The organism is Paenibacillus sp. LS-5, from assembly GCF_056121505.1.
Window position 1 is genome coordinate 574,301 of sequence record NZ_JBWAVA010000001.1, and the last position, 25,273, is coordinate 599,573.

The 25,273-nt window shown below is 47.5% G+C and carries 28 protein-coding genes and 1 riboswitch; of the genes, 7 read left to right on the plus strand and 21 right to left on the minus strand.

From position 1 onward, the window contains the following. Positions 1-34: 34 nt before the first annotated feature. Positions 35-1,252: an MFS transporter gene (locus tag AC0MA3_RS02605; RefSeq protein WP_474655069.1), complete on the minus strand. Its 1,218-nt coding sequence runs from the start codon at positions 1,250-1,252 to the stop codon at positions 35-37. Between the two features lie 80 nt (positions 1,253-1,332). Continuing rightward, positions 1,333-2,100: a DUF1836 domain-containing protein gene (locus AC0MA3_RS02610; RefSeq protein ID WP_474655070.1), complete on the minus strand. Its 768-nt coding sequence runs from the start codon at positions 2,098-2,100 to the stop codon at positions 1,333-1,335. Positions 2,101-2,215: 115 nt separating this feature from the next. Between AC0MA3_RS02610 and AC0MA3_RS02615 the strand changes: the two genes are divergently transcribed. Continuing rightward, positions 2,216-3,538 (plus strand): hemolysin family protein, encoded by a 1,323-nt coding sequence (locus AC0MA3_RS02615; RefSeq protein ID WP_474655169.1) that lies wholly within the window; start codon positions 2,216-2,218, stop codon positions 3,536-3,538. Between the two features lie 158 nt (positions 3,539-3,696). Here the strand turns inward: AC0MA3_RS02615 and AC0MA3_RS02620 are convergent, their stop codons facing one another. Beyond that, on the minus strand, positions 3,697-4,050 hold the full coding sequence (locus AC0MA3_RS02620; RefSeq protein WP_379152172.1) for a VOC family protein: 354 nt from the start codon (positions 4,048-4,050) through the stop codon (positions 3,697-3,699). A gap of 157 nt (positions 4,051-4,207) precedes the next feature. Here AC0MA3_RS02620 and AC0MA3_RS02625 point away from each other — a divergent pair, with 157 nt between their 5' ends. Beyond that, complete coding sequence (locus AC0MA3_RS02625; protein WP_474655071.1) at positions 4,208-5,548, plus strand: TrkH family potassium uptake protein; 1,341 nt, start codon at positions 4,208-4,210, stop codon at positions 5,546-5,548. 87 nt (positions 5,549-5,635) lie between these two features. Here the strand turns inward: AC0MA3_RS02625 and AC0MA3_RS02630 are convergent, their stop codons facing one another. Continuing rightward, positions 5,636-5,923, minus strand: coding sequence for a hypothetical protein (locus AC0MA3_RS02630; protein ID WP_379152166.1), 288 nt, complete (start codon positions 5,921-5,923; stop codon positions 5,636-5,638). A 259-nt stretch (positions 5,924-6,182) separates the two neighbouring features. On the opposite strand from AC0MA3_RS02630, the gene AC0MA3_RS02635 reads away from it, so the two are divergent. The 3 genes from AC0MA3_RS02635 to AC0MA3_RS02645 all read left to right on the plus strand — a co-directional run bounded on the left by AC0MA3_RS02635 (position 6,183) and on the right by AC0MA3_RS02645 (position 9,074). Further along, positions 6,183-7,415 (plus strand): aminopeptidase, encoded by a 1,233-nt coding sequence (locus AC0MA3_RS02635; protein WP_474655072.1) that lies wholly within the window; start codon positions 6,183-6,185, stop codon positions 7,413-7,415. 31 nt (positions 7,416-7,446) lie between these two features. Further along, positions 7,447-8,676 (plus strand): aminopeptidase, encoded by a 1,230-nt coding sequence (locus AC0MA3_RS02640; protein WP_474655073.1) that lies wholly within the window; start codon positions 7,447-7,449, stop codon positions 8,674-8,676. Between the two features lie 224 nt (positions 8,677-8,900). Further along, positions 8,901-9,074: a hypothetical protein gene (locus AC0MA3_RS02645; RefSeq protein WP_379152157.1), complete on the plus strand. Its 174-nt coding sequence runs from the start codon at positions 8,901-8,903 to the stop codon at positions 9,072-9,074. 81 nt (positions 9,075-9,155) lie between these two features. On the opposite strand, the gene AC0MA3_RS02650 is transcribed toward AC0MA3_RS02645, so the two are convergent. The 8 genes from AC0MA3_RS02650 to AC0MA3_RS02685 form a co-directional block, all read right to left on the minus strand. Next, positions 9,156-9,845: an AlkZ-related protein gene (locus tag AC0MA3_RS02650; RefSeq protein WP_474655074.1), complete on the minus strand. Its 690-nt coding sequence runs from the start codon at positions 9,843-9,845 to the stop codon at positions 9,156-9,158. Positions 9,846-9,891: 46 nt separating this feature from the next. Next, positions 9,892-10,467: a TetR/AcrR family transcriptional regulator gene (locus AC0MA3_RS02655; protein ID WP_474655075.1), complete on the minus strand. Its 576-nt coding sequence runs from the start codon at positions 10,465-10,467 to the stop codon at positions 9,892-9,894. Between the two features lies 1 nt (position 10,468). Continuing rightward, complete coding sequence (locus AC0MA3_RS02660) at positions 10,469-11,188, minus strand: MBL fold metallo-hydrolase (protein ID WP_474655076.1); 720 nt, start codon at positions 11,186-11,188, stop codon at positions 10,469-10,471. Positions 11,189-11,291: 103 nt separating this feature from the next. Beyond that, entirely contained in the window at positions 11,292-12,086 is a 795-nt protein-coding gene (locus AC0MA3_RS02665; RefSeq protein ID WP_474655077.1) for a hypothetical protein, read from the minus strand. A 217-nt stretch (positions 12,087-12,303) separates the two neighbouring features. Then, positions 12,304-13,080: a phosphate ABC transporter ATP-binding protein PstB gene (gene pstB / locus AC0MA3_RS02670; RefSeq protein WP_379152142.1), complete on the minus strand. Its 777-nt coding sequence runs from the start codon at positions 13,078-13,080 to the stop codon at positions 12,304-12,306. 37 nt (positions 13,081-13,117) lie between these two features. After that, positions 13,118-14,014, minus strand: a complete 897-nt coding sequence (pstA, locus tag AC0MA3_RS02675) for a phosphate ABC transporter permease PstA (protein WP_379152139.1) — start codon at positions 14,012-14,014, stop codon at positions 13,118-13,120. Next, a complete protein-coding gene (gene pstC, locus AC0MA3_RS02680; RefSeq protein WP_379154123.1) occupies positions 14,011-14,886 on the minus strand; it encodes a phosphate ABC transporter permease subunit PstC in 876 nt (291 codons plus the stop codon). The genes pstA and pstC overlap by 4 nt, the downstream gene beginning before the upstream one ends. 126 nt (positions 14,887-15,012) lie before the next feature. Then, positions 15,013-15,972, minus strand: a complete 960-nt coding sequence (locus AC0MA3_RS02685; protein ID WP_379152135.1) for a phosphate ABC transporter substrate-binding protein — start codon at positions 15,970-15,972, stop codon at positions 15,013-15,015. Between the two features lie 303 nt (positions 15,973-16,275). Here AC0MA3_RS02685 and AC0MA3_RS02690 point away from each other — a divergent pair, with 303 nt between their 5' ends. Next, a complete protein-coding gene (locus AC0MA3_RS02690; protein ID WP_474655078.1) occupies positions 16,276-17,172 on the plus strand; it encodes a LysR family transcriptional regulator in 897 nt (298 codons plus the stop codon). Positions 17,173-17,247: 75 nt separating this feature from the next. Here the strand turns inward: AC0MA3_RS02690 and AC0MA3_RS02695 are convergent, their stop codons facing one another. The 9 genes from AC0MA3_RS02695 to AC0MA3_RS02735 form a co-directional block, all read right to left on the minus strand. Beyond that, positions 17,248-18,090, minus strand: a complete 843-nt coding sequence (locus tag AC0MA3_RS02695; RefSeq protein WP_474655079.1) for a class I SAM-dependent methyltransferase — start codon at positions 18,088-18,090, stop codon at positions 17,248-17,250. A 48-nt stretch (positions 18,091-18,138) separates the two neighbouring features. Then, positions 18,139-19,053, minus strand: a complete 915-nt coding sequence (locus AC0MA3_RS02700) for a DMT family transporter (RefSeq protein WP_474655080.1) — start codon at positions 19,051-19,053, stop codon at positions 18,139-18,141. Between the two features lie 174 nt (positions 19,054-19,227). Beyond that, on the minus strand, positions 19,228-20,364 hold the full coding sequence (locus AC0MA3_RS02705) for a zinc-dependent alcohol dehydrogenase (RefSeq protein WP_474655081.1): 1,137 nt from the start codon (positions 20,362-20,364) through the stop codon (positions 19,228-19,230). Between the two features lie 118 nt (positions 20,365-20,482). Beyond that, positions 20,483-21,010, minus strand: a complete 528-nt coding sequence (locus AC0MA3_RS02710) for a cysteine hydrolase family protein (RefSeq protein WP_474655082.1) — start codon at positions 21,008-21,010, stop codon at positions 20,483-20,485. A 185-nt stretch (positions 21,011-21,195) separates the two neighbouring features. Next, a complete protein-coding gene (gene queE, locus AC0MA3_RS02715; protein ID WP_379152116.1) occupies positions 21,196-21,918 on the minus strand; it encodes a 7-carboxy-7-deazaguanine synthase QueE in 723 nt (240 codons plus the stop codon). Next, positions 21,911-22,393: a 6-pyruvoyl trahydropterin synthase family protein gene (locus AC0MA3_RS02720; protein ID WP_474655083.1), complete on the minus strand. Its 483-nt coding sequence runs from the start codon at positions 22,391-22,393 to the stop codon at positions 21,911-21,913. The genes queE and AC0MA3_RS02720 overlap by 8 nt, the downstream gene beginning before the upstream one ends. Then, positions 22,393-23,055, minus strand: a complete 663-nt coding sequence (queC, locus tag AC0MA3_RS02725) for a 7-cyano-7-deazaguanine synthase QueC (protein ID WP_474655084.1) — start codon at positions 23,053-23,055, stop codon at positions 22,393-22,395. Before queC ends, AC0MA3_RS02720 begins: the two co-directional genes overlap by 1 nt. Before the next feature lie 30 nt (positions 23,056-23,085). Beyond that, positions 23,086-23,586: a preQ(1) synthase gene (queF, locus tag AC0MA3_RS02730; protein ID WP_379152107.1), complete on the minus strand. Its 501-nt coding sequence runs from the start codon at positions 23,584-23,586 to the stop codon at positions 23,086-23,088. Between the two features lie 225 nt (positions 23,587-23,811). Then, positions 23,812-23,855, minus strand: a riboswitch (PreQ1 riboswitch). Between the two features lie 79 nt (positions 23,856-23,934). After that, complete coding sequence (locus AC0MA3_RS02735) at positions 23,935-24,672, minus strand: ZIP family metal transporter (protein WP_379152103.1); 738 nt, start codon at positions 24,670-24,672, stop codon at positions 23,935-23,937. 250 nt (positions 24,673-24,922) lie between these two features. Between AC0MA3_RS02735 and ymzB the strand changes: the two genes are divergently transcribed. After that, entirely contained in the window at positions 24,923-25,258 is a 336-nt protein-coding gene (gene ymzB / locus AC0MA3_RS02740) for a protein YmzB (RefSeq protein ID WP_379152100.1), read from the plus strand. The last annotated feature ends 15 nt before the right edge of the window (positions 25,259-25,273 follow it).

The following is a 25,273-nucleotide window of genomic DNA, read 5'->3' on the forward strand; positions in this document are numbered from 1 at the left end:
GATGAACATCAAGCCTGCTACTGAAGATTTGAGACTAACTGAGCTCCATCCCTTTCGTCTCTTTGCCCAGGAACAATACAGCTAAAGCACCAATAATAATTGTACCGAAAAAGATCAGGAATATCGAACCGATCCCTACTCTGTTACCAACCATAACGCCCACTAGCGTAGGTGCGATAATCCCGCCGATGCGGCCAAAGGAAGTCGCTAGTCCTGCACCTGTTGAGCGGATGGCTGTCGGGTACAGCTCCGGTGTATAGGCATACATCCCGCCCCATGCCCCCAGATTGAAGAACGACAGGCAGATCCCGGCAGCCATCAGCATGCCCTCGGTATCAGAATTCCCGAACCAAGCAGCACTGACCGCAGTGAGCAGAAGATAGATCACAAGCACAAATTTGCGGCCGAATTTCTCGATGAAATAAGCTGCGGTGAAATATCCCGGCAATTGCGCCAGCGTCATAATCAGCACATATTCAAAGCTTCTGACAAGACTGAAGCCTTTGATCACCATGACCGTAGGCAGCCACAGAAACATGCCGTAATAGGAAAATACAACCGTGAACCACAAAATCCAGAGCATGACCGTTGAACGACGGTATTCACCGGACCAGACGGTGGCTATCCGGCTCCGTAGAGGAACAGGTGCTTTCTTCTGAATCTCCGCAAATCGGGGGGAATCATCAATCGCACGTCGCAAGTACAGCGCATAAAGAGCCGGTACCGCACCAATGGCAAAAGCAATTCTCCAGCCATAATCCGGAATTACGAAATAAGCGATTAACGCCGAGACGATCCACCCGACCGCCCAGAAGCTCTCCAGCAGAACTACCGCCCGTCCTCTTTCCTTCGCTGGCATGCTTTCGGAGACCAGTGTTGAGGCGACAGGAAGCTCTCCGCCAAGCCCAAATCCGGCGATGAAGCGCAGTACGCACAGCATGGCATACCCGGCGGCAAAAGCAGATAACCCACTGGCCAGCGAGAAAATAAGGAGGGTCCACAGTAGAACCGACTTACGACCGAAACGGTCAGCAAGAATACCTGCAGCGGCTGCGCCTACCGCCATACCTATAGAATTGATGCTCGTCAAATATCCGATCTTTTCCGGTCCGAGGCCCCATTCCTTGGCAAGCGCCGCAACGACAAAAGATATCATTCCCACATCCATCGCGTCAAACATCCAGCTTAGACCGGCACTGAAGAGCAGTTTTCTTTGCTTTGGATTTTGCAGCAGCGACATATTATTTAACATTATGCACCTCTTCCCCAAGTCCGACTAATCAACCTGGTATTTATTGCTTGTATCACTTACACATTCTAAATTTGCCGGGTTCAAAAATCAAGGAATAACGCTGCGTTGCAGTATTGTCTAGCCAATGCCTGGAAATAGCAGGTTTGGACGGAGATAGCGGCAATCATTAGCATATTCCGTACGGCATGACGCTGGGACCTGGTCAAATGGTTCAACCGTTGCATCATATTTTCGAGCGAGGCTTTAAGCACCCTGTCTGCCTTGGAGGAGTAAGTCTGTTGAGAGTTGAGGTTACCGATTCCCTGGTCTGGCAACACAGGACTGCTCTTAATCTCCTCAAAAAGCTCCGCATAGGCATGATACAGCTGTGCTGGTTCAACCAGATCGTCATCGTCCCGTTCAGGTGCCAGAAAAAGCATCCGGAACAGCTGGCGGATACTCTCGAAATCAAGCGCTGCCTTCAGATCATCGATCATAAATAGAAGCGCTGCCTGGTTAACGGAATATTTTTTGCCCTCCCGGGGCGAGCCCAGGTATTCTTTGAAATCACGTTTCACCCAGTTCTGCATAGAAGTGGCTGAAAGTGTAGAATACTCAATCAAGTGGCCTAGTGTAGCGATTTCTCCAAGTGACAACCCCTTCACTTTCCCGCCTTTGATCAGCTTTTGTAGAATGGGAGGAATCTCTGTAGACAGAAAAGCCGGGAGCGACGAGTCATTTTCCACTGCTTCATGATGAAATTTTGACCAGGCAGCCTGTAAAATATGTAACGGTTTCCGTTCTATAGCTCCGTTCAGCGACAGCAATAATTCAGACATTTCTATCCGGCTGAGTGTAAAAGCTTCCATATATGGCACCCCTTCGCCATTTGATTTTATAATGAAAAGTTCGTACAATGAGTTCATATGAACTCATAATATGAGTATAACCTATTTTAACGACGAGAGGGATGGTAAAGATTATATGGGTATAGGACTTAGTTTGACGCTTGTGGCAATTTTGATCATTTTAACCGCATTTTTTGTAGCGACGGAGTTTGCATTGGTACGGCTGAGAGGCAGCCAGATTAGCCAGATGGTGCTGGAGGGCAAGAAGAATGCCTTGGCGGTTCAAAGGGTTGCAGCTAATCTGGATGGATATTTGTCTGCTTGCCAGCTGGGCATCACGATTACAGCACTGGGGATCGGGGCTTTGGCAGAGCCTGCATTTGAGCAGCTTTTGCTTCCATTGTTCGACCTGGGCCATATCAGCCACAGTGTGAGTGAGCCCATTGCTTTTGCATTGGCATTCATTATCGCCACATTCCTGCATGTCGTAGTCGGTGAGCTCGCTCCGAAGACAGCCGCTATCAATATTCCGGAGAAAATCGGTCAAATTACCTCACCGCTGATTATTTGGTTCTACAAAATATTGTACCCTCTGATTTGGCTGATGAACGGTTCTGCCAACCTGCTTGTCCGCATGTTCGGGATGAAGCCGGCAAGCGAGCATGGAGATGCGCATAGCGAAGATGAGATTCGTCTGATTCTCTCAGAAAGTTATGAGAGCGGTAAAATCAACAAAGCCGAATATGGCTATGTAAACCGTATCTTCACCTTCGACGAAATGCTGGCCAAAGAGATCATGGTACCTCGGACAGACATGGTTTGCCTGTTCACCGACCATTCCCTGAAAGAGAATTTGGAAATCATCCGCAAGGAGCAATACACCCGATTTCCCGTGGCTGACGGTAGTAAAGACAACATCATCGGGATGATCAATACGAAACAGCTTTACTTACAATACGATAACAATCCGGAATTCGATTTCAAAAGCCTGATTCTGCCGCTGCTCACCGTATCTGAAGTTACTCCAGTGAAAACACTGCTGACCCGCATGCAAAAAGAGCGTGTGCATATCGCCCTGCTGCTTGATGAATACGGTGGTACCTCCGGTCTGATTACGATCGAGGATATTCTCGAAGAGATTGTCGGTGAGATCCGTGATGAATTCGACGCTGACGAACGCCGCAATATCGAGAAGCTCAGTGAATCCCACTACCTGTTTGACGGTAACGTCTCTGTCCAGGAAATTAAGGAACTGACTGGTCTGGATCTGCATGACGATGAGGTCACCACTATCGGAGGATGGCTATACAGCCATCTGGAGGAACCTGCTGTTGGTAAAAGCGTGACTCATGAACATGTAAAACTAACCGTTCTCGAAATGAACCGTCACCGGATACGCAAGGTTGAGATTGAAATCGGACAGACCGGATCTGAATATCAGGACGTACAGTCGGAATAATTAATTACATTAAATATTGCAAAAGGCGCTCCAACTTGGAGCGCCTTTGTTCGTGCAGTAACAGCCAAAAGAATCGATTGGCATTTTTAGGCTTAACGATACTTAATGATATTAATTATCTGCGTTATTTAATATAGTTAACTAATCTGCATCTTCCCTTAACATCGGCATATCATCAGCATATTCCCATCAGGATCTTTGAAACTAAACCAGTGGTCATGCTCAATGTCGGTCAACAGCTCTGCTCCGGATTCCTTGACATAATCATAGGCTGCATCTATATCCTCTGTGTTCAGGTGGAATGTAGGAACCTTCAGTACGGCTTCTGTTGTGAAGATTCTGCTGTCCAGCACAATACCGGGCCCCTGCATTGGAATCACATACAAATGACCGAACAGCACTTCACCATCTAGCGGAAGCCCCAATAAACTGCAATACCAGTTCTTCGACCTTTCAATATCACTAACAGGAATGAAAACAGCGCCAATCTGATTCAGAATCGGACTTGTCACAGCCAGTATGCCTCCTCTATAAAACTTCTTATATATTTGGACTACTTAACCATTTCGATAAATTCTGTCATATCCCTCCCCTTTTTGAGGATTGAAATGAAGATATGGTATAATTTTGTCAACTTTTACTCAGACGTCAGGAGAATGAGCACAGGATATGAAAACTTTCAGACATCAAAAACTGACACCACCCAAAATATTATCTCTCGGATTCATGCTGCTGATCTCAATCGGGACGATATTTCTATGTCTCCCGGCGGCTTCCACCGGGGAGAGAATTTCCTTAATTGATGCATTGTTTATGGCGACCTCAGCAACCTGTGTTACAGGCCTTGCTGTTATCGACACAGGAACAGAGCTTACCGTATTCGGACAAATCGTGCTTCTGGTATTATTTCAATGTGGCGGACTAGGTTTTGTTACCATGGCTACACTTATAACTCTTGTGCTCAACAAGCGGATTTCATTGAAAGAACGGCTGCTGCTGCAGGAATCCATGAACCAGAATTCAATCCAGGGTATTGTCCGTCTGATCCAGAGAGTACTGCTATATTCGCTTATCATCCAACTTTGTGGAGCCATCCTTTTTACCATCAGATTTAATTCGGACATGAATTTCGGTAAAGCAATTTATTATGGGATATTCCACAGCATATCTATCTTCAACAATGCAGGTTTTGATCTTTTTGGCGATATTCACGGGCCATTCAGTGGATTAACACGTTATGCCGAAGACCCGATTGTAAACATGACCTCTATGGTGTTGATATTCTTGGGCGGAGTTGGCTTTATTGTCCTGTCTGATGTAGTTGATTATCCCCATCGTAGACGATTGACCCTTCACTCCAAAGTCGTCCTTTCAACTTCCGTCATTTTAATTCTGGGCGGAGCTATGGTCTTTTTCTGGCTGGAGCTGAACAACACCTTAAAGCCTCTGCATCCCGGAGGAAAAATTATGGCGTCCTTCCTTCAGGCGATCACACCTCGTTCAGGCGGCGTCACAACCATCGAGATTCCGTTATTGCTTGAATCTACCCAGTTCCTTATGATCCTTCTGATGTTCATTGGTGCGGCCCCAGGATCTACCGGCGGGGGAATCAAAATCACTACCTTCGCCCTACTCGTCAGTACAGCTTACGCCAAGATCCGGGGTAAGGATGAAATTGTCATATTCCGCCTTCGAATCTCCAAAGAGAATGTATATCGGGCCATTACCATGTCCCTACTCTCGCTTATACTCGTAGTATCCGCTACGATGCTCCTGTCGGTTACCGAGAGTGCTGATTTCTTGACGGTACTGTTTGAAGCTGTCTCCGCTTTTGGAACTTCTGGCATTACCATGGGACTCACACCTGAGCTCACAACAATTGGCAAGCTGGCAGTAATTATCCTGATGTTCGTCGGCCGGACAGGCCCGCTGACGTTGGCCTATGCGCTCAAACCAAAGGGAAGTAAAGACCTATACCGCTATCCCGAAGGTAATATTACATTAGGCTGATACAAGCGGCACGGCTATAACCCTATATCTACAGAAAAATGCGACCTTTCCCGGCAAGCTCATGCCTTGAAAGGTCGCATTTTTCTTTTACTCTTCTTCTGCCTCTTCCGGAAGCTCCTGGGTATCCAGTGCTGCATCCAGCAGCAGATTATAGACATCGTCATCACTTTCAAGCAGAGCATCGGTTTCCAGGAATTGTTCTTCACTTCCAGGCTCACCGGCAAAGCTCAGACTGTAATCCCATTCCGTACCGCGTTTGCTGAAAAATGTGATCTCATATGGGGAACTGTGATTCTCAAGTGTGAAGACCGTTCTGCCTACGAAACTTCGATCTTCCTCGCGTTTCATTTCTGCTTTTATTATTTCCACATTCATGTTCTATTCTTCCCTTCATCATAACCTAACTTTCCCTTAGTATATCATGAGATGAAAGCTTTTCCCTACCTAATGTAAGCCGATTGACTTTTTTCATCCGGCGGTTAATAATTTAATACTATATAAGATGAACTTGAGAATTGGTAACGATAATAGGGAATCGCCTTGAATAACAAGGCATCTCCCTATTATGAGCCTAACATTCTCAAGTTCACGTTCTATAAAGACTAAATACAATCGAAATTGGAGGAAATTAGCAATGGGCCAACTGGAAACTCAGCTTAGTAAATATGCGGATTTGGCGGTTCAAATTGGTGTAAATGTTCAACCCGGACAAATCCTGGTCGTGAGTGCGCCTATCTCGGCTGCAGAATTCGTCCGTATGATTACAGCCAAAGCATATGCCATCGGAGCAAGCCAGGTAAAAGTCAACTGGAGTGACGAATTCATTACCCGCCAGCAGTTCGAGCATGCAGCGCCGGAAGTGTTCACGAAGGCTCCTACCTGGTTTGCCGGAGAAATGACCGAATTCGCTGAGAATGGCGCGGCCTTTCTTCATGTCATCGCAGAGGATCCAGACGCACTCAAAGGCATCGATCCTGAGCGTATCGCGAACTTCCAGAAGACCCGTGGAGCTGCGCTGACCAAATATCGTGAAATGCAAATGTCCGATAAAGTCAGCTGGAGTATTGTTGCCATTCCTTCACAGCCATGGGCAGATAAAGTATTCCCGGAGGTTCCCGCAGAAGAACGCATCAGCAAGCTTTGGGATGCAATTTTCCACACCGTTCGACTGGATCGTGAAGATCCTGTAGCTGCCTGGCAGGAGCACTTGGATACACTTGAACAAAAAGCCAATGTCCTGAATGCCAAGAAATACAAAAGCCTGCATTACATAGCACCCGGCACAGACCTTAGCATCGAGCTGCCTGAAGGCCATCTTTGGGCTCAAGGAGACAGCATCAATGCCAAAGGTCATTCTTTTGTCGCCAATATGCCAACGGAAGAAGTATTCACAGCCCCGCTCAAAACCGGTGTTAACGGAACCGTCAGAAGCACCAAACCGCTTAGCTACGGCGGGAACATCATCGATGGCTTCTCTATAACTTTTGAGCAAGGCCGGATCGTCAGCGTTAAGGCTGAACAAGGCCAGGAAGCACTGGAATATCTCATCAGTCTGGATGAAGGCGCGAAATATCTCGGTGAAGTTGCCCTTGTCCCGCATAAATCACCAATATCCGAATCCAACATCCTGTATTTCAATACGTTGTTCGATGAGAATGCCTCTAATCATTTGGCCATCGGCACAGCCTATGCCTTCTGTCTCGAAGGCGGCAAAGATATGAATCAGGAAGAACTGATTGAACGCGGTTTGAATACAAGTGTTACCCATGTTGATTTCATGATCGGCTCTCCAGAGATGGACATTTACGGCATTACCGCTGAGGGTACCAAGGAGCCTGTATTCCTTAAGGGAAACTGGGCGTTCTAACGAAAGAGAGAGATTGAGGGGAGCGGTAACTATGCTGAGTTTCAAGCAAAAGCTGGAAAATTACGCACTGCTGACAGTAAAAATAGGAATTAACATTCAACCAGATCAGACGCTGGTGGTCAACGCTGATATTGCCTCCGCTGAATTGGTGCGCCTCGTTGTGCGTCAAGCTTACGAAGCCGGAGCAAAGCTGGTCAAAGTAAATTATACGGATGAGCTTGTCACCCGGACACGTTATGAGCTGGCTCCATCCGAAAGCTTCCTGGAGCCGCCAAAATGGCAAGCAGATGAGCTGGAAGATCTGGCACGTAACGGAGCGGCCTTCCTGTCGATTATTTCGACGAATCCGGATTTGCTGAACGGGATAGATCCTGTGCGAATTGCCGATAATCAGCGCACCGCAGGTCAAGCCATGGTGCCTTACCGGGAAATGCTGATGGGTAACCATGTGAGCTGGAGTCTGGTGGCATACCCTTCTGCTGTCTGGGCGGCCAAAGTATTCCCGGACGCTCCGCGTGAACAGCAGGTTGAACTCCTGTGGGATGCGATCTTCAAAGCAGTCAGAGCAGACCAGGAGAATCCGGTGGAAGCCTGGAGCCTCCATCTGGACGGCCTGAAACAACGCTGTGATGTTCTGAATGCGAAGAGATATCGCAAGCTGCACTACACCGCCCCAGGCACTGATCTAACTCTAGAACTGCCTGAAGGACATATCTGGTGCCAGGCAGGGGCTGTGAACGGACGCGGAGTTCCTTTTCTGGCTAACATTCCAACGGAAGAGGTATTCACCGCTCCGCTTAAGACCGGGGCTAACGGTAAGGTCAGCAGCACCAAACCGCTGAGCTACAGCGGCAAGATTATTGACCGGTTCACCTTAACCCTTGAAAATGGCAAAGTCACAGATTTTACTGCTGAAGAAGGTCAGGAAGCGCTAGCCTCGCTCCTCGCAATGGATGAGGGTTCAGCATTTTTTGGTGAAGTCGCCCTGGTACCATACCACTCGCCTATCTCGGAAAGCGGCATTCTCTACTACACTACTCTCTATGATGAAAATGCTTCCTGCCACCTGGCTATAGGAGCCGCTTACGCCTTTACCCTGGAGCAAGGGACTACCATGACCAAAGATGAACTAGCAGCGCACGGGATGAACCAGAGCCTGACACATGTAGATTTCATGATGGGATCAGCGGACATGAATATCGATGGGATCACAGATGATGGAGTATCTGAACCTATCTTCCGTAACGGTAACTGGGCTTAAGTTAACTAACAGATCTTGACAAATCCATTCACATTATTAAAGACCCTGAAGTTTCTCTTGAAAAAGAGAGCTTCAGGGTCTTTTTTGCCTGTTTACCTAGTATTAAGGAGGTGAATTGTCTAAATTTGAAATATTGTTCAAACTTTATTCACAAAATTGTTGAATTTAGTTCACAATTATGCCACAATACAGTTAAGGATTCTATTTCCAAGGAGGTTGTCCCGATGAAAGAATCATTATCCCACGACCTGGAAACCATTGAAGTCGATCGCACGGATGTCAAGGCCCCCGTCGACCCGAGCATCGTAGCTTCTAATGCCATCAAGTACACAGCTTATGTTATGCTATTGTTTGGGTTTCTGTATTTCCTGATTGCTTACCTTGCCCCTATGCTGTAAGAGGCTGATTTATTATATATGATTGATAGAAAGCGCTTACGGCTGACACCTTCCGCTTGTGGAAAGTGTCAGCCGTATCTATTACCAGGATAACACTTTTTCTAACCATTTAATAGCGCCGGGATGCCAGTTCCCTTCCATACGCACACGCAGCCATGTTGCCGCTTCTTCCCTCGTACCTTTAAATAAGGGTATCTTATTATCTGTCATCCAGTGGCTTACTGTTTCAAAAGAAGTGCTGTTCCAGCCATTTTTCTCGCCAAGCGAATTATGGCGTTCCTTAACCCCGGAAATAACAATGTCCAATGTGCCTTGCAGTTCTGTAACGGCATTGTCAAATGCAGTTTTCTTCTCCTTGGCCTTCATTTCCGCCAGTGTGCGGAGTTCACGTGTCTCAATTCCCTGATTGTCGCGGATGATCTGAAGCAAAGTTAATGCTTCCCTGCTGCACAGTCCGCTATCATAACGTTCCTCCAGGGAACGCGGGCTACCCGTAGCCGCTACGTAAGCCGGGAACCATTCACTGGAGACTAAAATTGCTTTTTTCCGAATGAACTTTCCGTATGCAGCCACACCTTCACCAGGGAAGCGGGCACGCCAGGACCAGGGATCCAGCTCCGTATCCGTATGCCAATTCTCAGCTTTGGTTAATCCGGTCACGGATGGATGCTCAGGGATGAGTGATGCCAACGGCAGGATACCCAGCTTGGCAATAACCTCTTTCATTTCCTCATAAGTCAAGACTGTTCCTTGTTCTTCTAGACTGCTCACAAATATTACCTCCCGGAATTCCTAATGTTGCTGCTAGAACACTCATCTACTTGTCTAATCTCATACTGTGGATCCCTGCAATAAAAGTGCTAATCAGCAGGCTTAGGCTGACGTTAGTATCCAGAGGCATGCCAAATCCTCCTTTGTTCTCCAAGGCCGCGAATCCGTGCAGCAAGCTGCGCAGACCCCGGACCGCATGCAATTCCCCTTCTGTACCCAGCGCATAGCCGGACAACACTCCAATTATTAAGGACAGTACCTGCTCGCCCGCCTTCTCCAGCTCCGGATTTCCTTCCTCCGGCGCCCGCAGTGTTGTCTCATACAATCCGGGACGCTGCCTGGCAAAGTCTACATAAGCCTGTCCCATGGCATGTACAGCTGAATCTCCCCTGAGTCCATCAACAGCTGCAGTCATGGCTGTATATAACAATTCAAGACCGTGTACTGCAAGCAACGAACGCAATCCCTGAAGCCCGTTAATGTGATTATACAACGACGGTGAACGAACGCCCAGCCTGGCTGCGAGTGCAGCCAGGGTTACCCCTTCTATTCCTTGCTCATCGGCAATTCCTGCAGCTTCCAGTATTAATGTATGTGTGTCTAATCCGGCTCTTGGTGACATTTTAGTTCCCTGCCTTCTTCTGAAGTCTTTCGGCTTGCTGAATTGCCAATTCCATTTGTTCACCCGGTGCCTTCAGCAGATTTCCGTGTCCCGCTGCAAGCAGCTTGGGTGACAGCTTATATAGCTTAACCGCACTTTCCAGTGCCTTGTCTCTATTCCAGGTGGCCATGGCGGGAAAAGGAAACAACGGTACAACCGTCCCCGACACAGCTGTTCTGCGGAAGGTCTGATAAGCATCTCCAACCACAAGGAATCCGTTACGCTGATCCAGAAAAGACATTGAACCCGGTGTATGACCCGGAGTCGCAATGGCTGTTAACGAGCCTACAGTATCGCCCTCCTGCAGCAGTATATCCGGTACGGTGGTGATTCTGGTCGGAACACTGCCCTTGATTGGCGTCTGCAGCTCATCAGCCCTCAAGGACCGGTCACCTCTAAGCAAGGCAGAATCCCTTTCGGAAATATACACCACCGCTGCCGGAAGCTGTTTCTTCAGTTCATCCAATGCTCCGACGTGATCACCATGGGCATGTGTCAGAACAATACGGTTCACCGGTTTATTCAGTCTTGCAGCTATGGCCATAATACCCTTCATACTGAATGGCAAGGCTGCATCTATTAATGTTAGTCCATCCTCTTCCTCTACCAGATAACAGTTAACGGGGAAAAATCCGGGCATCCAGGTTAGCTGTAGCAATTGGCCTACTTGAGTCGTTCTCATAAGATCCCCTCCAAAACTAATGTTATTAGTTATAATATAAACTAATGTGATTAGTTTTTCAAGTGTTTTAATCGAGACGATACACAGCTTGCTCTCTTTGCATTTATAGCATGGTGCCAAAATAAAACTCCAGCTTCTCCCAGGAGATCCTATCATCTCCCCGCCAGTTGGCAACAGAGATAAAATCACTATCTCCACCGCGCCCCAGCCGGGGCTCTTCCTGCGGCACCAATATTCCCGCAAAACCCCAAATCTCCATAATCACATCTCGTTCGTATTTACTTGACGGGAGCAGGTCTTTCCAGCGCTTCTCCAGTTTGCGTGCCGTATCGCCAGGATCACACTCTTCCACGGCTTCAACCATGCGTTTGAGGATTTCCAAATCTTCTCTGCTAACACTGAGTTCTTCTTCTCTACTCAGCAGTTCAAGATCCAGCCAGCAATACAAAAGCTGGTTAAGACGGACTCCGCCCCATTTGACCCTTTCAAAGTTAAGCACATTCAGGTCTGCATTAACATAATTCTTGTCAGACATGATTTTAACTGTGTTACAATCGCCACAATAACTATAACTGGCTCTCTCCAACGGGTGCTGTTCATAGGAATGCTGTTCCAACCCGGACGTCAGCGCCCAGCTGGACAAAGCACTCCGTAAATGAACTTTCCGCTGCGAAAGACTATGTACAAAAGCTGTCGCTACCCGATCTTTGGTAACGGTGCTATGAAGCTCTCGAATGCGCCGCACACACTCGTCATGTGTTATTGTAACAGGATCAAACATTAGTCCTTGGCTTCTGGCATATTCAAAGTCTTCACCAGTATAAATAGCTGGAACGTTCTTCCAACCCGCCGCGGACCAAAAGGTTGTCTGCAATACTTTTTTGGCTTTTTTGTCCATACTTATACATCCTTCCATTGATTAATGCGATTCAACATTTCAGGATCTCGTGAACGGAATGAATTACGGCAATACTGCTGGCAGATGCGGAATTGGATTCGTTCATAATCATTTTCAGTAGATTTTACATGTTGTTGATGTTTATTTCAAATACACAAAAAAACAGGTACAACTCCTTCTCATGAAGGGTTATACCTGTTTTTACATATACGTTGAATCAGCCGAAGCGGCCCATAATATATTCCTGAGTCATTTGATTGTCGGGATTGCTGAAAACCTTCTCTGTTCTGTCGTACTCTACAAGTGAACCAAGATAGAAATAGGCTGTATAATCCGAGATCCGCGCAGCTTGCTGCATATTGTGTGTGACAATAACGATTCTCAGATCTTCTTTCAGTTCCTTGATCAGCTCTTCGACTTTACCGGTAGATACAGGGTCCAAAGCCGATGCAGGCTCATCCAGAAGAAGAATCTGCGGATTTACCGATAAGGCTCTTGCAATACATAGACGCTGTTGCTGTCCACCGGATAAAGCAAGTGCTGAATCCTTCAGGCGGTCCTTAACTTCGTCCCATAGTGCAGCGCGCCGCAGACTGCTTTCCACAATTTCATCGAGAGCCGCTTTACCCTTGATTCCGTGATATTTTGGACCAAATGCGATGTTTTCATAAATCGACTTGTAAAATGGATTCGGCTTTTGCCAGACCATGCCGATTTTTTGACGAAGCTTGATCACATCTGTACCAGGGGCATTGATATCCACACCATCAATCCAGATACTTCCCTTCGTGGTGGAACCGGAGATTTCATCATTCATCCGGTTGAGTGAACGGAGAAAAGTCGATTTGCCGCAGCCCGAAGGGCCGATCAGCGCTGTAACTGTATTCTGGGCAAAAGGGAGGCTTATCCCTTTCACTGCTTCATATGTGCCGTAAAATATGCTCAAATCCTCGGTTTGGAACGATTCACGCACTACTGGTTCCGCAATACCCATCTCATATTCCTCCTATTAATCCATCGTATACTTGCAGTTAGCTCATTCTTTTAGAAGCAGTAAGCTTGCGGTAGATCAGACGGCCAAAGTAACGCGCAGCCAGATTAAAGATGAGTACCGTAATCACAAGCACTGCCGAAGCTCCAGCAGCGATCTGAATGGCATCCGGGGCCAAGCCTTCACTGTTGACCTTCCAGATATGCACTGCCAGCGTCTCTGCCGGCCGGAACGGATTGAGAGGCGAAGTCGGGCTAGCCGGATTCCAGTTAGAGAAATCCAGGCGGGGACTGCTCATGCCTGCCGTGAACATCAGCGCAGCCGCTTCCCCAAACACACGTCCCGCTGACAGAATCGTTCCTGTGATTATGGTCGGCAATGCGACTGGGAGCAGCACCGTAGTGACAATTTTCCATTTGGACAGCCCCAGGGCAAAGCCTGCCTCCTTCTGCTGCTTAGGCACTGTGCGGAAGGCCTGTTCCGTAATCCGCACCATCAGCGGCAGATTGAAGAACGTAAGGGCCAGTGCACCGGAGACCAGGGAGAACCCTAGATTAAAGGTGTTCACGATCAGTAGCAGACCGAACAATCCGACAACGATCGAAGGAAAAGAAGACAATACCTCCACAATCAGACGGATAAAGTTAGTCAGCTTGCCTGGGCGGGCATATTCCGCCATGAAGATTCCAGCACCAAGGCCTAGCGGTACAGTAATAATTAGGGTTAAGACCAGCAGGTAGATAGAGTTGAAGAGTTGTGGCCCAACCCCTCCGCCTGCGCGGATCTTCTGCGGAGCAGAGGTCAGGAAATCCCAGCTGATGTGGTTAAGGCCGCGAATCAGAATGTATCCCAATAGTCCTATCAGGATGGCTACAATAAGTAATGCGAAAAATACGATCAGCGCTGTGGCAATTTTGTCTGCAGTTCTCGGCTTCAAATTTTATTTCTCCTTTCGAGCATTCTTACGAGGAGGACAAAGACAAATGTCATCAGCATAAGAACCAGCGCCATACTCCACAGCGCGTTATTTTGCGGGGAACCCATCGTCGTGTTGCCCATGCTAAGTGTGATAACACTGGTGAGGGTCGAAGCGGATTCAAAGAGCGACCGCGGCACGAAAGGAGCATTCCCGATAACCATTTGCACGGCCAGCGCTTCCCCGAATGCACGAGCCATACCGAGCACCACCCCTGTCATAATCGCAGGGAACGTAGTGGGGAGAATCACACGGGCAATGGTCTGCCACCGCGTGGCACCGAGCGCAAAAGAGGATTCTTTCAGATTTTGCGGCAATGAAGCCAGCGCGTCTGCAGCCACGCTTGTAATGGTCGGCAGGATCATGACCGACAGGACAAGCGCGCCTGCAGCAACCCCGATGCCCTGACCAGGGAACGTATTACGCAGAAATGGAACGATGACACTCAGTCCGACAAATCCGTACACGACAGATGGAATTCCGGACAACAGCTCGATTACCGGCTGCAGCAGTTTTTTGCCCCATCCTGGAACAATCTCAGTCATGAACAGTGCAGCACAGATACTGAGCGGACTTGCAATCAGTGCAGCAATCAGCGTAACCAGAAAGGAACCGGCGATAAATGGAAAAGCTCCATATGAAGGCGTGTCTGCCTCAGGTGACCATTTGGTCCCGAACAGAAATTCAGATACTTTTACATCTCCACTGGTGAAGGTGGATATACCCTTGGACGCCACAAAATATACCATCGATATTATGATGACTATCAATAGCAGTACGCAAAAGGACATATAAGCCTTTCCAATAAAATCTTCTATATGATGTTTTTCAATCTTTGCTTTCTTCGGTTTTGCCCTCAAGATGCTCCCTCTTTCTAAAGTGAAAAGAGAGGCAGAAGAAATCCGCCTCTAATCACTTGAAGTTCTAATGGATGATTCACTTGATTGTGTGGTTGTGAATTACTTAGTAGTTACTTTACCTGCTACATCACGGGAAACCTGCATTTGCGAAGCTGGAATGTATCCCAGTTCTACTACATCGCCGGTCTGAACTTCATCAGTCATGATGTAGTCGAGGAAGGCTTTTACCGTTGCATTAGGTTCGCCGTTAGTGTACATATGCTCGTAAGCCCATACTGGATATTTACCTGCAACCACGTTATCAACGGATGGCTCAACTCCATCATACTTCAGCGTCTTCACTGAATCATCGAGGTAAGACAATGCCAGGTAACCAATCGCTCCTGGTGTTTCGCCGATAATCTTCTTAACGGTACCGGAAGAATCTTCCTGGATCGAACCTTGAAGATCTTCTGTTTTGGTTCCTAGTGCGAAGTTTTCAAAAGTAGCACGTGTACCGGAGCTGCTTGGACGGTTAATGATCTGGATTTTCTGATCCGCACCGCCAACTTCTTTCCAGTTCGTTACTTTACCTGTGAAAATATCAACAAGCTGCTGCTTAGTCAAAGTATCTACACCTGCATCCGGATGAGAAACTGCAGCAATCGCTACAACCGCTACCTGATGGTCAACGAGCGCTTTTGCTTTTTCAGCATCGGCATCCTTCAGCTTCTCTTCTGCGAATACATCGGAGTTACCGATATCCACTTGCTTCTCAGCTACCTGGGTAAGGCCGGTCCCGCTTCCTCCACCCTGTACTTGAATATCTACACCTGCGTTAGTCTCCATGAATTTCTCAGCTACCTGCTCTACCAGCGGTTGTAAGGCTGTGGAGCCTGATGCCAGGATAGAGCCGCTTAAATCAGCGCCGCTGCTCGTTTCTGTAGGTGCGTTAGTGGCAGCTGCGTTCCCTCCGTTATTGGTTGCTGCATTGTTTCCACCGTTATTGTTGCCGCATGCCGAAAGTGCTACTACACTTGTTAATGCCAAAGCCATGACCCACGTTTTTCTGAATTGCATTTGTTTGTCTCCTCCTGAGTGTTTTGTATAGCTTCTGCTTATCATTCACAGGTTCAGCATCCACTATGTTTTGTGAGTATCTGTTATTGGTATTTGCTTCATACAAAACTCACTTTTGGAAGCATCAGACTGTGTCCGTGTCACATCTGACTCTTCCTATTCTAGAGCCCGTTCGTCAGGGAAAAGTATTAAGTATGTAAAGCGCAGGATAAAAAACATAATAGAATTTCTATAATAATATAGATATAATCTATACATTGAGTAAAGTTAATTAATGAATCCCTATTTTTGCGGAGGTACATAATGAATATTGTTAAGCTTCAAATTGTAGTCCTGATTGAGAAATACAAAAAAGTAACCGATGTGGCAGCTGAAATGGGCTTAAAACAGCCCACCGTTTCGTTTCATATGAAAAGCCTGGAAAGCGAGCTGGGGACCCCTCTTTTTCAATACCGCAGCGGACGGGTACTCCTTACCGATGCCGGACGAACGCTGTATCAGTATGCCTCCCGGATTGTAGCACTCACAGCTGAAGCTGAACGAAGTATCAAACAATACTCCTCACTCTCTTCCGGTCATCTGGAACTTGAAGCAATTTATGTTCCTGCTACTTATCTTCTGCCAAATTTGGTTTCGCAATTCATTCGCCAGCATTCTGGAATGGATATTTCGTTATCCGTGCAACCGGATACTGTTCTTCGCGAACGTCTGCGGGGTAGAGAAATCCAGTTAGCTGTTCTGCATAATTATGGCGGGCAGGACAATTCCTTTACAACTCGAACAGTTGCCCGTAATGAAGCTGTTTTGGTTTTTGCACCAGGTCATCCTTTTACAGACATCAAGAATATATCACCTGAACAGGTTGTTCTGGAGCCATGGATTCAATATGAGGCAGGTTCTTTCCTACAAGGCATTACAGACCAATGGGCAGAGCTGAACACAGTAAAGGTATGGGGACATGTAGTACTGAATTCACCTGAAGCAATGAAGGGAATCATTCGAAGCGGGGGCGGCGTCGGGCTTTGTTCCAAGCATATGATTGCGGCTGAACTCGCTGCCGGGAGCTTACGCTGCATACCTCTGCCAGGTATACAGCCCGAACATGGGGAATTTGCGCTGGCATGGCGAAGAGATTATACTCTAACCCCCTTGCAGCTTGCATTTGCAGATTTGGCAGCAGGTGTTGAAGGAGAAGAATAATTCAAAAAAAAGTACAGCCCTTTGACGACACTGCTTACAGCGTCAAGGGCTATACCGGTTGGTTTGATGGAGATACTACATTTTTTCCGCCACCAGGGCGAAGGTCTTGGGAATTCCTGCATCAAAGACTTCAGAAGATAAATTAGGCTCTTCAGCTAATTCCCGGATCATCAGTCCGCTTCTGGCTGCTGCTGTCACTATTTCACCCAGTGTCCAGCGCCGCCAGTATACGACACTATGTTTCTCTTCTCCTAGCGGCACTCCGGATGAAGGCAGATACTTGGAGTAGGAGACTTTCTTTTCTTCCAATGTGGTGTCAAAATAATCCCCGCTCACCTTATGCTTACGAACCTTGGCGGTTGAGCCCTTCGAGGAGATCAGCTTCGTCGTAATGGGATGAAAATCACGGAGCACGAATCGGCCACCGGGTGTCAGCAGCCGGTATACCGTAGCCATAAACGGAGCCAAATCCGTAAAGTAATGGACAATCCCCATTTCAGCAAAGACGATGTCATATGAACTATCCAATAGTTCTTCCGGCAGCTTCAGCACATCCGATACAATGTAAGTAAGCTGAATTCCCGCAGCTTCGGCCAGTTCGGCAGCATAGCGGGCATTGGCTTCCGAGAAATCCGCCACGCTCACCTTTGCTCCCAGGAGCCCGAGTGCTACGGCCTTCATGCCGTTAGAACCCATAAGATTTAACACTTTCTTGCCCCGAACTTCACCGAGGTAGCCTAGCAAGGGGTAGAGTCTGGCAGCAGGATCTTTTTTGAGCTTCGCCGCTGCATCTGCAGGATTGCCAAAGCGGGCGGTCCAGGCTGAATAGGTATCCTCGTTCCACAGTTCTTCACTGGAAGGGCTTGTGCTCAGACTATCCGGATTATTAATGTTTGCGAATTGTTCATGTTCATTCATGTAATAGTAACCCCTTTATCTCTTTTAATACTCTCTTATGATAATCCCTTAGGATGCGCTAGGAAGGGATTCCTTGATCTTCGCCGCTTTTTTGCGCCCTGAATATAAATATACAGCGAGTCCACCCATAACCAGTACTCCTCCTGCCCATTGCAGCATTGTCAGCTGTTCCCCCAGAAGCAGGAAGGCCAATATGCTCGCTCCCACGGGTTCACCCAGAATGTTCATAGACACTGTAGTTGCTGAAGTATACTGCAGCAGCCAATTGAAAAGGATATGCCCGAAGACGGTTGGAACTACAGCCAGCAGAACAAATATGCCCCACTCCCGCGGTGGATAATTAAAGAATGAAATGCCAGAGAGCAGATTATATACGCCAAATACTGCTGCCGCCGAAATAAATACGATCAGGCTGTAAAGATAAGACGGCATACGGGCTACAAGCTTCTGTCCAATCAGTAAATGACCGGCAACCGCAACAGTTCCTCCGATGGACAGGAGATCACCTTTGAGATTGTCTGCTGAGAGACCAATATCCCCCCAGCCGATAAAGACCACACCAAATATGGCGAGGGCCAGACCCATTATAGCGGCTGAAGTGCTTCTTTCCTTATACAGTATGTAAGCTCCCAGCATTATAAATACCGGTTCCAGCGCCATAATCATAGTTGAACTGGCCACAGAAGTATACTTTAGCGAACCCATCCAGAGTAAAAAATGCAGTGCAAGCATTAAGCCAGACGCTCCCAGCAGTAGCCAGTCCTTACGGCGCAAGGCAAAAGCTGCTCCGCTGTATGGCCGGGCAAAAGGCAGCATCAAAAGCGAGGTGAAGAGCAGCCGGTACATGCCTTGAATGGACGCTGGGGCATCCGACCATTTGATGAAGATAGAAGAAAATGAGACGGCCACAATTCCAATCAGCATCAGAAAAGGGACAGGAACGGGCGGCTTTTTTGAATTCACAAATAGCTTCCTTTCAGGTTAGATAAAACTCACTATGTTAATTTATCGCAGAATGAAAAAAAATGCAGCCTTTTTCACAATAAATAATCAAATGAAAAGCATGAACTCCACCTACCGGGAAGAAGTCCATGCTTGTATGAATGAAGCTTATTAGCTGAATGCTTACCTTTCATACTACGGTTTAAGCACAACCTTGATACAATCCTCTTCTTTGTCATTGAAGATCTTATACGCATGTTCAGCTTGGCTGATCGGCAGCCGGTGAGTAATAATATCCGTAGGATCAAACACATTTTCTTTTATCATTTTATATAAAGCCGGCATGTAGTGAATCACCGGTGCCTGTCCCATCTTAAGCGTGATATTGCGTTCAAACAGATGTCCCAGCGGGAACATATTATAGTTAAGCCCATACACGCCGATCAACTGGATCGTTCCGAATTTGCGTACCGCATCTGCTGCAATCCTGAACGCTCCGAGCGAACCCCCTTGAAGCATTAACGTGGTCTCCACTTTTTCCACTACCGTTTTTTTGGCATCCAGACCGACACAATCAATGACTATATCCGCTCCACCGCGCGTAATTTCCTTTAAATGGGCTTCGATATCCTTCACTTTCTCAAAATTAAGAATCTCTACATTATTAGTCTGCTTTGCATGTTGGAGACGATACGGCACATGATCAACGGCAATTACCCGGTAAGCCCCTTTCATCCAGGCGAATTTTTGCGTCAACAGCCCAACCGGCCCGCAACCCAGAACAATGACCGTATCTCCGGGCTTGACTCCTGCGTTCTCAACACCCCACCAGGCTGTCGGCACAATGTCCGAGAGAAACATGAGTTTTTCATCCTCCATCTCAGCATCCTCCGGCACGACAAACGGGCCAAAATTGCCATAAGGCACACGCAGGAGCTCAGCCTGACCACCGGCAAATCCACCATAGGAATCAGAATACCCCAGAAAACCGCCTGTATCTTTGGCATCATTGGCATGATCACATTGACTCTCCATTTCATGCTGACAGAAAAAGCACTGGCCACAGGCTACGTTGAAAGGTACAATGACACGGTCGCCCTTTTTCACCTTGGTCACATCAGGACCCACGTCCTCGACAATTCCCATCGGTTCATGCCCAATAATATAGTCATCATGCATTCCGGGGATTTCTCCATTATAGATATGAAGATCCGAACCGCAGACGGCTGTGGAAGTTATACGGACAATAATATCATCTTTTTTCTCAAGCTTTGCGTCAGCGACTTCTTTGACTTCAACTTTTCTCTTGCCCTGGTAAGTTACTGCTTTCATTATGCAACCACTCCTTCGGTAGTAGAGATATGAACCAGCAGGCCGTTACTATTTCAAGCCATACTATGTTATACCCCCAGAACCTTGCGGTTTATCCATGAAGCAGCAGTTGTATCTATTAGAATTCCACCTCTTGCTCTTTCCGCAGCCTTACAAACCTTCCGCCTAGAAGCGAATTATGATAGTTCACGATCTGGCTACCGCGTAAACTTTCATTGTCAAAAGTACTATGCGCATCCTCAACCAACACACTGTTGTAACCTAGGCTGTAAGCTCGTCTGCAGGTCGTGTCCACACAGAACTCACTTTGCATGCCGCAGATCACCAGATGAGTGATACCTAGTTCTTGAAGCTTGTCATGCAGATTTGTCCGGTGAAAAGCATCCCAGGTAGGCTTCTCGACAATGATTTCGCCTTCCCGGGGGGTGACATGACGGCTGATCTCCCAAGTGGGGGTGCCTTTGGTGTATTCTTGATCTTCCGTATGCTGAATAAACACAACTGGAACGCCAGCCGAGCGGGCTTTATGCAGCAGGGAGACGATTCTGGCTGTCACGCCCTCCTCCTCATGCAGCTTCATGTCCGGATAAGAAAACATAGCCTCTTGAACGTCGATAATCATTAACGCTGTCGAATCGTTTGCCATTGGAATAATCTCTCCTTATCGAATAAATTTAACGGAGTACCTTGTTCTACCCAAAAGATTATACCAGATGAGCTGAAGTATAGGCTTCATTTATGTGACAGCAGTTATAAGCTGCGAACAACACAAATACCGGACCTCCACTGTGCAGAAGTCCGGTTAAGTATTCCGGTTCATACGTAACCGGATTATTTACCCCGTTTATTATGCCAAATCAGGGCATGCAGCTGCGGCAGCACCCGCGCTCTATTCATCTCCGGATCGGCAATAACCAGATTGAACAGCCATTCCAGCCGTCCAAGCAGACGGGCCGAGATGTCTCCCTCTTCCGTAACATCCTCATTACCAGGCTGCAGGTAGAGTGGCACCTCCGGATAGCGGCCGTGGATGCTTTTCGCATATTGGTAATCTTCATCATTAAATACAACAACCTTCAGACTATGGGCAGACTTCCCTTGTATCTTCATCTTGTCCATAATACTGTCAAGCATGTCCCAATCGGTCTTCATTCCTGAGCTTGGCGGTTTGGGGCTGATGGTAAGCACATCCACCTCGTAGAACCATTCCTGCCATCTGCTTCCTTGTGTTTCGATGGCTGACTGAATACCGCGTTCATGAAGCAGATTAATAAGGGTACCCAGTCCCTCACCGATCAGCGCAGGGTTGCCCCCGGAGATGGTCACACAATCAAAATTGTTACCGGCGAGCGAAGTCAGCTCGTCCATTATCTCCTCAGGCGAGAGCATCTTCACTTTATCCTTGGCTGTACCGTCCCAGGTAAAAGCAGAATCACACCAGTTGCAGCGATAGTCGCAGCCATAGGTGCGGACGAACATGGTTTTGACACCAATGACCGCTCCTTCACCCTGGATCGTTGGACCAAACATCTCAATTACCGGTAGCTTACTCACAATCACAGCCCCCATACAGGCGGTAGGACGGCCCTTCGTCAGGGATATCCGCTGCCAGTACTTCTGCCCAGGAAGTTGGTGTCTCCCACAGCTTGACGGAGTAGAGCGGAAGTGAAGCCCGCTTGAGTTGATAAGCAATGTAAGCCGACATATTCTCGACTGTAGTTCGGAATGACAGCATAGCTACCTTCGAACCTGTGCTTACCAGTGTCTCCAATACAGGCTCATTTCCCATAGCCAGAAAAGCGTGATCCAGATGGTCCACCAGACTTTCCTTTACCGTTGCCTTGATGTCGCTGAAATCAATTACAAACCCTTCGTCAGATTGGCCTTCTCCTACAAGCGGCTTGCCTTTAAGTACAACCTCCAGCTTATAGGTATGCCCATGCAGATTGCTGCACTTCCCCTTATGTCCCACCAATTGATGAGCCGAGTCAAAAGTAAATATTTTGCATACAGATACCTCGCCCATCATCAGGAAACAACCTCGTTTCGTTCCGATTCATACTGCGTGAGTCCCCGCTGTCGCAGCAGACAAGCTGGACAGGTGCCGCACCCGCTGCCAATAATTCCGTTATAGCAGGTCAACGTATGTTCGCGGATATATTCAAAGTAACCGAGCTCGTCGGCCAGCTTCCAGGTTTCTTTTTTATCCAGCCACATCAGCGGTGTGTGAATGACGAACTCATAATCCATGGATAGATTAAGAGTCACGTTCAGTGATTTCACGAATACATCCCGGCAATCCGGATATCCGCTGAAGTCAGTCTGGCATACCCCGGTAATGATGTTGGCATACCCAAGCTGTTTGGCAAGTATTGCAGCAAAAGACAGGAACAGAAGATTTCGCCCGTCCACAAACGTACTTGGCAACTCTTCTCCTTCTCCGGCGGCAATTTCTATATCATCCCGGGTCAGTGCGTTAGGTGCAAGCTGATTCAGCAAGCCCAAATCAAGAATATGCTGCTTCACATTGAATTTCCCGGCTATTTCCTTGGCGACTTCAATCTCGGCAGCGTGGCGCTGATTATAATTGAAGGTCACCACTTGAACCTCTTCGAACTGCTGCAATGCCCACACCAGACAGGTTGTGCTGTCCTGGCCGCCGCTGAATACGACTAATGCTTTTTTGTTCATCAGTTATGGTCTCCTCTCACTAGCTACGGATTAACGGTTGTCCACTTTCTCCGGATACAGGTCATGATTGATCAGCCGGTGCTCGGCCATCGCTTCATATTTGGTTCCTGGACGTCCCCAGTTGCAGTAAGGATCGATGGAAATGCCCCCGCGCGGGGTGAATTTGCCCCATACTTCAATATATCGTGGCTCCATCAGGGAGATCAGATCATTCATAATAATATTTACACAGTCTTCATGAAAATCACCATGATTACGGAAGCTGAACAGATAGAGCTTCAGTGACTTGGACTCGACCATTTTTTGCTCCGGAATGTATGAGATGTACATGGCGCCGAAATCCGGCTGACCGGTCACGGGACACAGGCTTGTAAACTCCGGACAATTGAATTTGACAAAATAATCGCGGCCGGGGTGTTTGTTATCAAATACCTCCAGAATGTCCGGATCATAGCCGAATTTATAAGTTGTACCTTGATTGCCCAGCAGGGTGACCTCCTGCATTTCCTCTTTTACTCTGCCTTCTGACATGACAAAAAACCCCTCTCTTTTCCTCCGGTGTTATCCGGAACTGGAAAGAAGAACGAGTTTCGAAAACTTGGCTCTACTAAGAAGATACGCCTCCAGTCTAATCTGACGGATATGCATACTGACTGACAGGCGCTGTCTTTTTTGCGCACAGCATAACAGCAAAAGAAGCACAGGCGGCTGCCTACACTTTTCCTGAACCCCCTGATACGGGATAAGTTATGCCAAAACGGCTTAGTTTTTTATAGAGGGAGTTCGCGAACCTCTCCTGTGGCTCTAGGCCCAGAATTCTTCTTTGTGATAATACTAGCGAATTGAACTATACCATGTATGGCGGTCGGTTGACAACCCTCACAGATTATCCAAAATCAGAGAACAGAGCATGCCCATTGCGGCAACAAGTCCGGTCAGCGGCCCGCCTTCCTCATATGCTTCCGGCATCATACTGGAGGACACCATAGAGATAATTCCTCCTCCGGCAAAAGAGGCTATCAGTGCGGTCGTAGAACCGCTGGCATGATCCATGAACAGGTATCCCGCACCCGATGCCACTGAAGACATCAATAAGACGCTGAGCCACAGCAAGACGATCTTCCCTTTGCTGTAGTTGTCCTGCTTAAGTCCTGAAGTACTGGACAGCCCTTCAGGAATATTACTGATGAAGATGGCAGCTACCAGCAGCATGCTTACCCCTTGGCCGGAGATTAGACTGGCACCAATCATTATTGATTCTGGAATAGCATCTAGCACAGTTCCTGCAAAAATAGCCATTCCGCTGCCCTGCACCTTCTTACTGCTGCTGTCTCTGCCGGAACGTTTGCGGCCAGCGCCGCCTTTGCGCGAGATATACCAGTCAAACAGTGTGAACACAACTGCACCGGCCAAGAATCCGATAATGGTAGGATTCAGTCCACCTTCAGCGGCGGAATCATCCAGAAGCTCATACGCCGCTGCACCAATGAGTACCCCAGTACCGAATGCCATAATGAATCCAATCAGCTTTTTCGGAATCGGCAGATATAACGCCAGCAATGCTCCAAGCAGGACCGCAGAGCCGGAAATAGCTCCCCATAACAGTGCACTCCACAATAGGTTCACCTTCCTTGGCCAATGTAGTTTAAGTATAAAATAGAAGTGCCTGATAGTAGTTTACACTCGAAAAGGAAATTACAATCAGCTGCAGGCCTGGATGAGATTTTGTTAACTTCATTAATCTTTAATTCACTTAATTCATCTTCCACCTTCACCTGTCTAATGCATTCACAGAAGCATGGATTCAATTTCAAAGAAAAGGGTAACTTAACTTCTATAATCTCCTTGATAAGGATGGGATCAACTGATGGATCAAAGTGTACAGAAATTAATGGATTGGCTGACCGCCCAAGGGGGCGAAACTCTGGTTATTGACAAGCAAGAGATGAAGGATCTGGACACCGTCCACTTCAATCTGGAAACCGTGGATTATCGGGATGCCGAAGATGTCATTGATGAATATCTGGATAGTGCTCTGATTCTGCGAGGCACTGGCAACACTATTAACCGGGACGGCGAGCTTGTCCCCCTGCCCCAGTTGAATTACGAGATTGCTGTCAGCGGGCTTCAACTGGATGAAGTTAATGACGAGCGGGTTGAACTGCGGACGGACAGAGCCAAATATTCCATCTCCAAGAGCTGAATACTGCCCACTATA

What these genes read in the sequence shown, in the direction of transcription:
- AC0MA3_RS02605 (WP_474655069.1), bottom strand. Translation starts at nt 1,252, where the DNA reads ATGTTAAATAATATGTCGCTGCTGCAAAATCCAAAGCAAAGAAAACTG.
- AC0MA3_RS02610 (WP_474655070.1), bottom strand. Translation starts at nt 2,100, where the DNA reads ATGGAAGCTTTTACACTCAGCCGGATAGAAATGTCTGAATTATTGCTG.
- AC0MA3_RS02615 (WP_474655169.1), top strand. Translation starts at nt 2,216, where the DNA reads ATGGGTATAGGACTTAGTTTGACGCTTGTGGCAATTTTGATCATTTTA.
- AC0MA3_RS02625 (WP_474655071.1), top strand. Translation starts at nt 4,208, where the DNA reads ATGAAAACTTTCAGACATCAAAAACTGACACCACCCAAAATATTATCT.
- AC0MA3_RS02630 (WP_379152166.1), bottom strand. Translation starts at nt 5,923, where the DNA reads ATGAATGTGGAAATAATAAAAGCAGAAATGAAACGCGAGGAAGATCGA.
- AC0MA3_RS02635 (WP_474655072.1), top strand. Translation starts at nt 6,183, where the DNA reads ATGGGCCAACTGGAAACTCAGCTTAGTAAATATGCGGATTTGGCGGTT.
- AC0MA3_RS02640 (WP_474655073.1), top strand. Translation starts at nt 7,447, where the DNA reads ATGCTGAGTTTCAAGCAAAAGCTGGAAAATTACGCACTGCTGACAGTA.
- AC0MA3_RS02645 (WP_379152157.1), top strand. Translation starts at nt 8,901, where the DNA reads ATGAAAGAATCATTATCCCACGACCTGGAAACCATTGAAGTCGATCGC.
- AC0MA3_RS02655 (WP_474655075.1), bottom strand. Translation starts at nt 10,467, where the DNA reads ATGTCACCAAGAGCCGGATTAGACACACATACATTAATACTGGAAGCT.
- AC0MA3_RS02660 (WP_474655076.1), bottom strand. Translation starts at nt 11,188, where the DNA reads ATGAGAACGACTCAAGTAGGCCAATTGCTACAGCTAACCTGGATGCCC.
- AC0MA3_RS02665 (WP_474655077.1), bottom strand. Translation starts at nt 12,086, where the DNA reads ATGGACAAAAAAGCCAAAAAAGTATTGCAGACAACCTTTTGGTCCGCG.
- pstB (WP_379152142.1), bottom strand. Translation starts at nt 13,080, where the DNA reads ATGGGTATTGCGGAACCAGTAGTGCGTGAATCGTTCCAAACCGAGGAT.
- AC0MA3_RS02685 (WP_379152135.1), bottom strand. Translation starts at nt 15,972, where the DNA reads ATGCAATTCAGAAAAACGTGGGTCATGGCTTTGGCATTAACAAGTGTA.
- AC0MA3_RS02690 (WP_474655078.1), top strand. Translation starts at nt 16,276, where the DNA reads ATGAATATTGTTAAGCTTCAAATTGTAGTCCTGATTGAGAAATACAAA.
- AC0MA3_RS02695 (WP_474655079.1), bottom strand. Translation starts at nt 18,090, where the DNA reads ATGAATGAACATGAACAATTCGCAAACATTAATAATCCGGATAGTCTG.
- AC0MA3_RS02705 (WP_474655081.1), bottom strand. Translation starts at nt 20,364, where the DNA reads ATGAAAGCAGTAACTTACCAGGGCAAGAGAAAAGTTGAAGTCAAAGAA.
- AC0MA3_RS02710 (WP_474655082.1), bottom strand. Translation starts at nt 21,010, where the DNA reads ATGGCAAACGATTCGACAGCGTTAATGATTATCGACGTTCAAGAGGCT.
- AC0MA3_RS02720 (WP_474655083.1), bottom strand. Translation starts at nt 22,393, where the DNA reads ATGATGGGCGAGGTATCTGTATGCAAAATATTTACTTTTGACTCGGCT.
- queC (WP_474655084.1), bottom strand. Translation starts at nt 23,055, where the DNA reads ATGAACAAAAAAGCATTAGTCGTATTCAGCGGCGGCCAGGACAGCACA.
- queF (WP_379152107.1), bottom strand. Translation starts at nt 23,586, where the DNA reads ATGTCAGAAGGCAGAGTAAAAGAGGAAATGCAGGAGGTCACCCTGCTG.
- ymzB (WP_379152100.1), top strand. Translation starts at nt 24,923, where the DNA reads ATGGATCAAAGTGTACAGAAATTAATGGATTGGCTGACCGCCCAAGGG.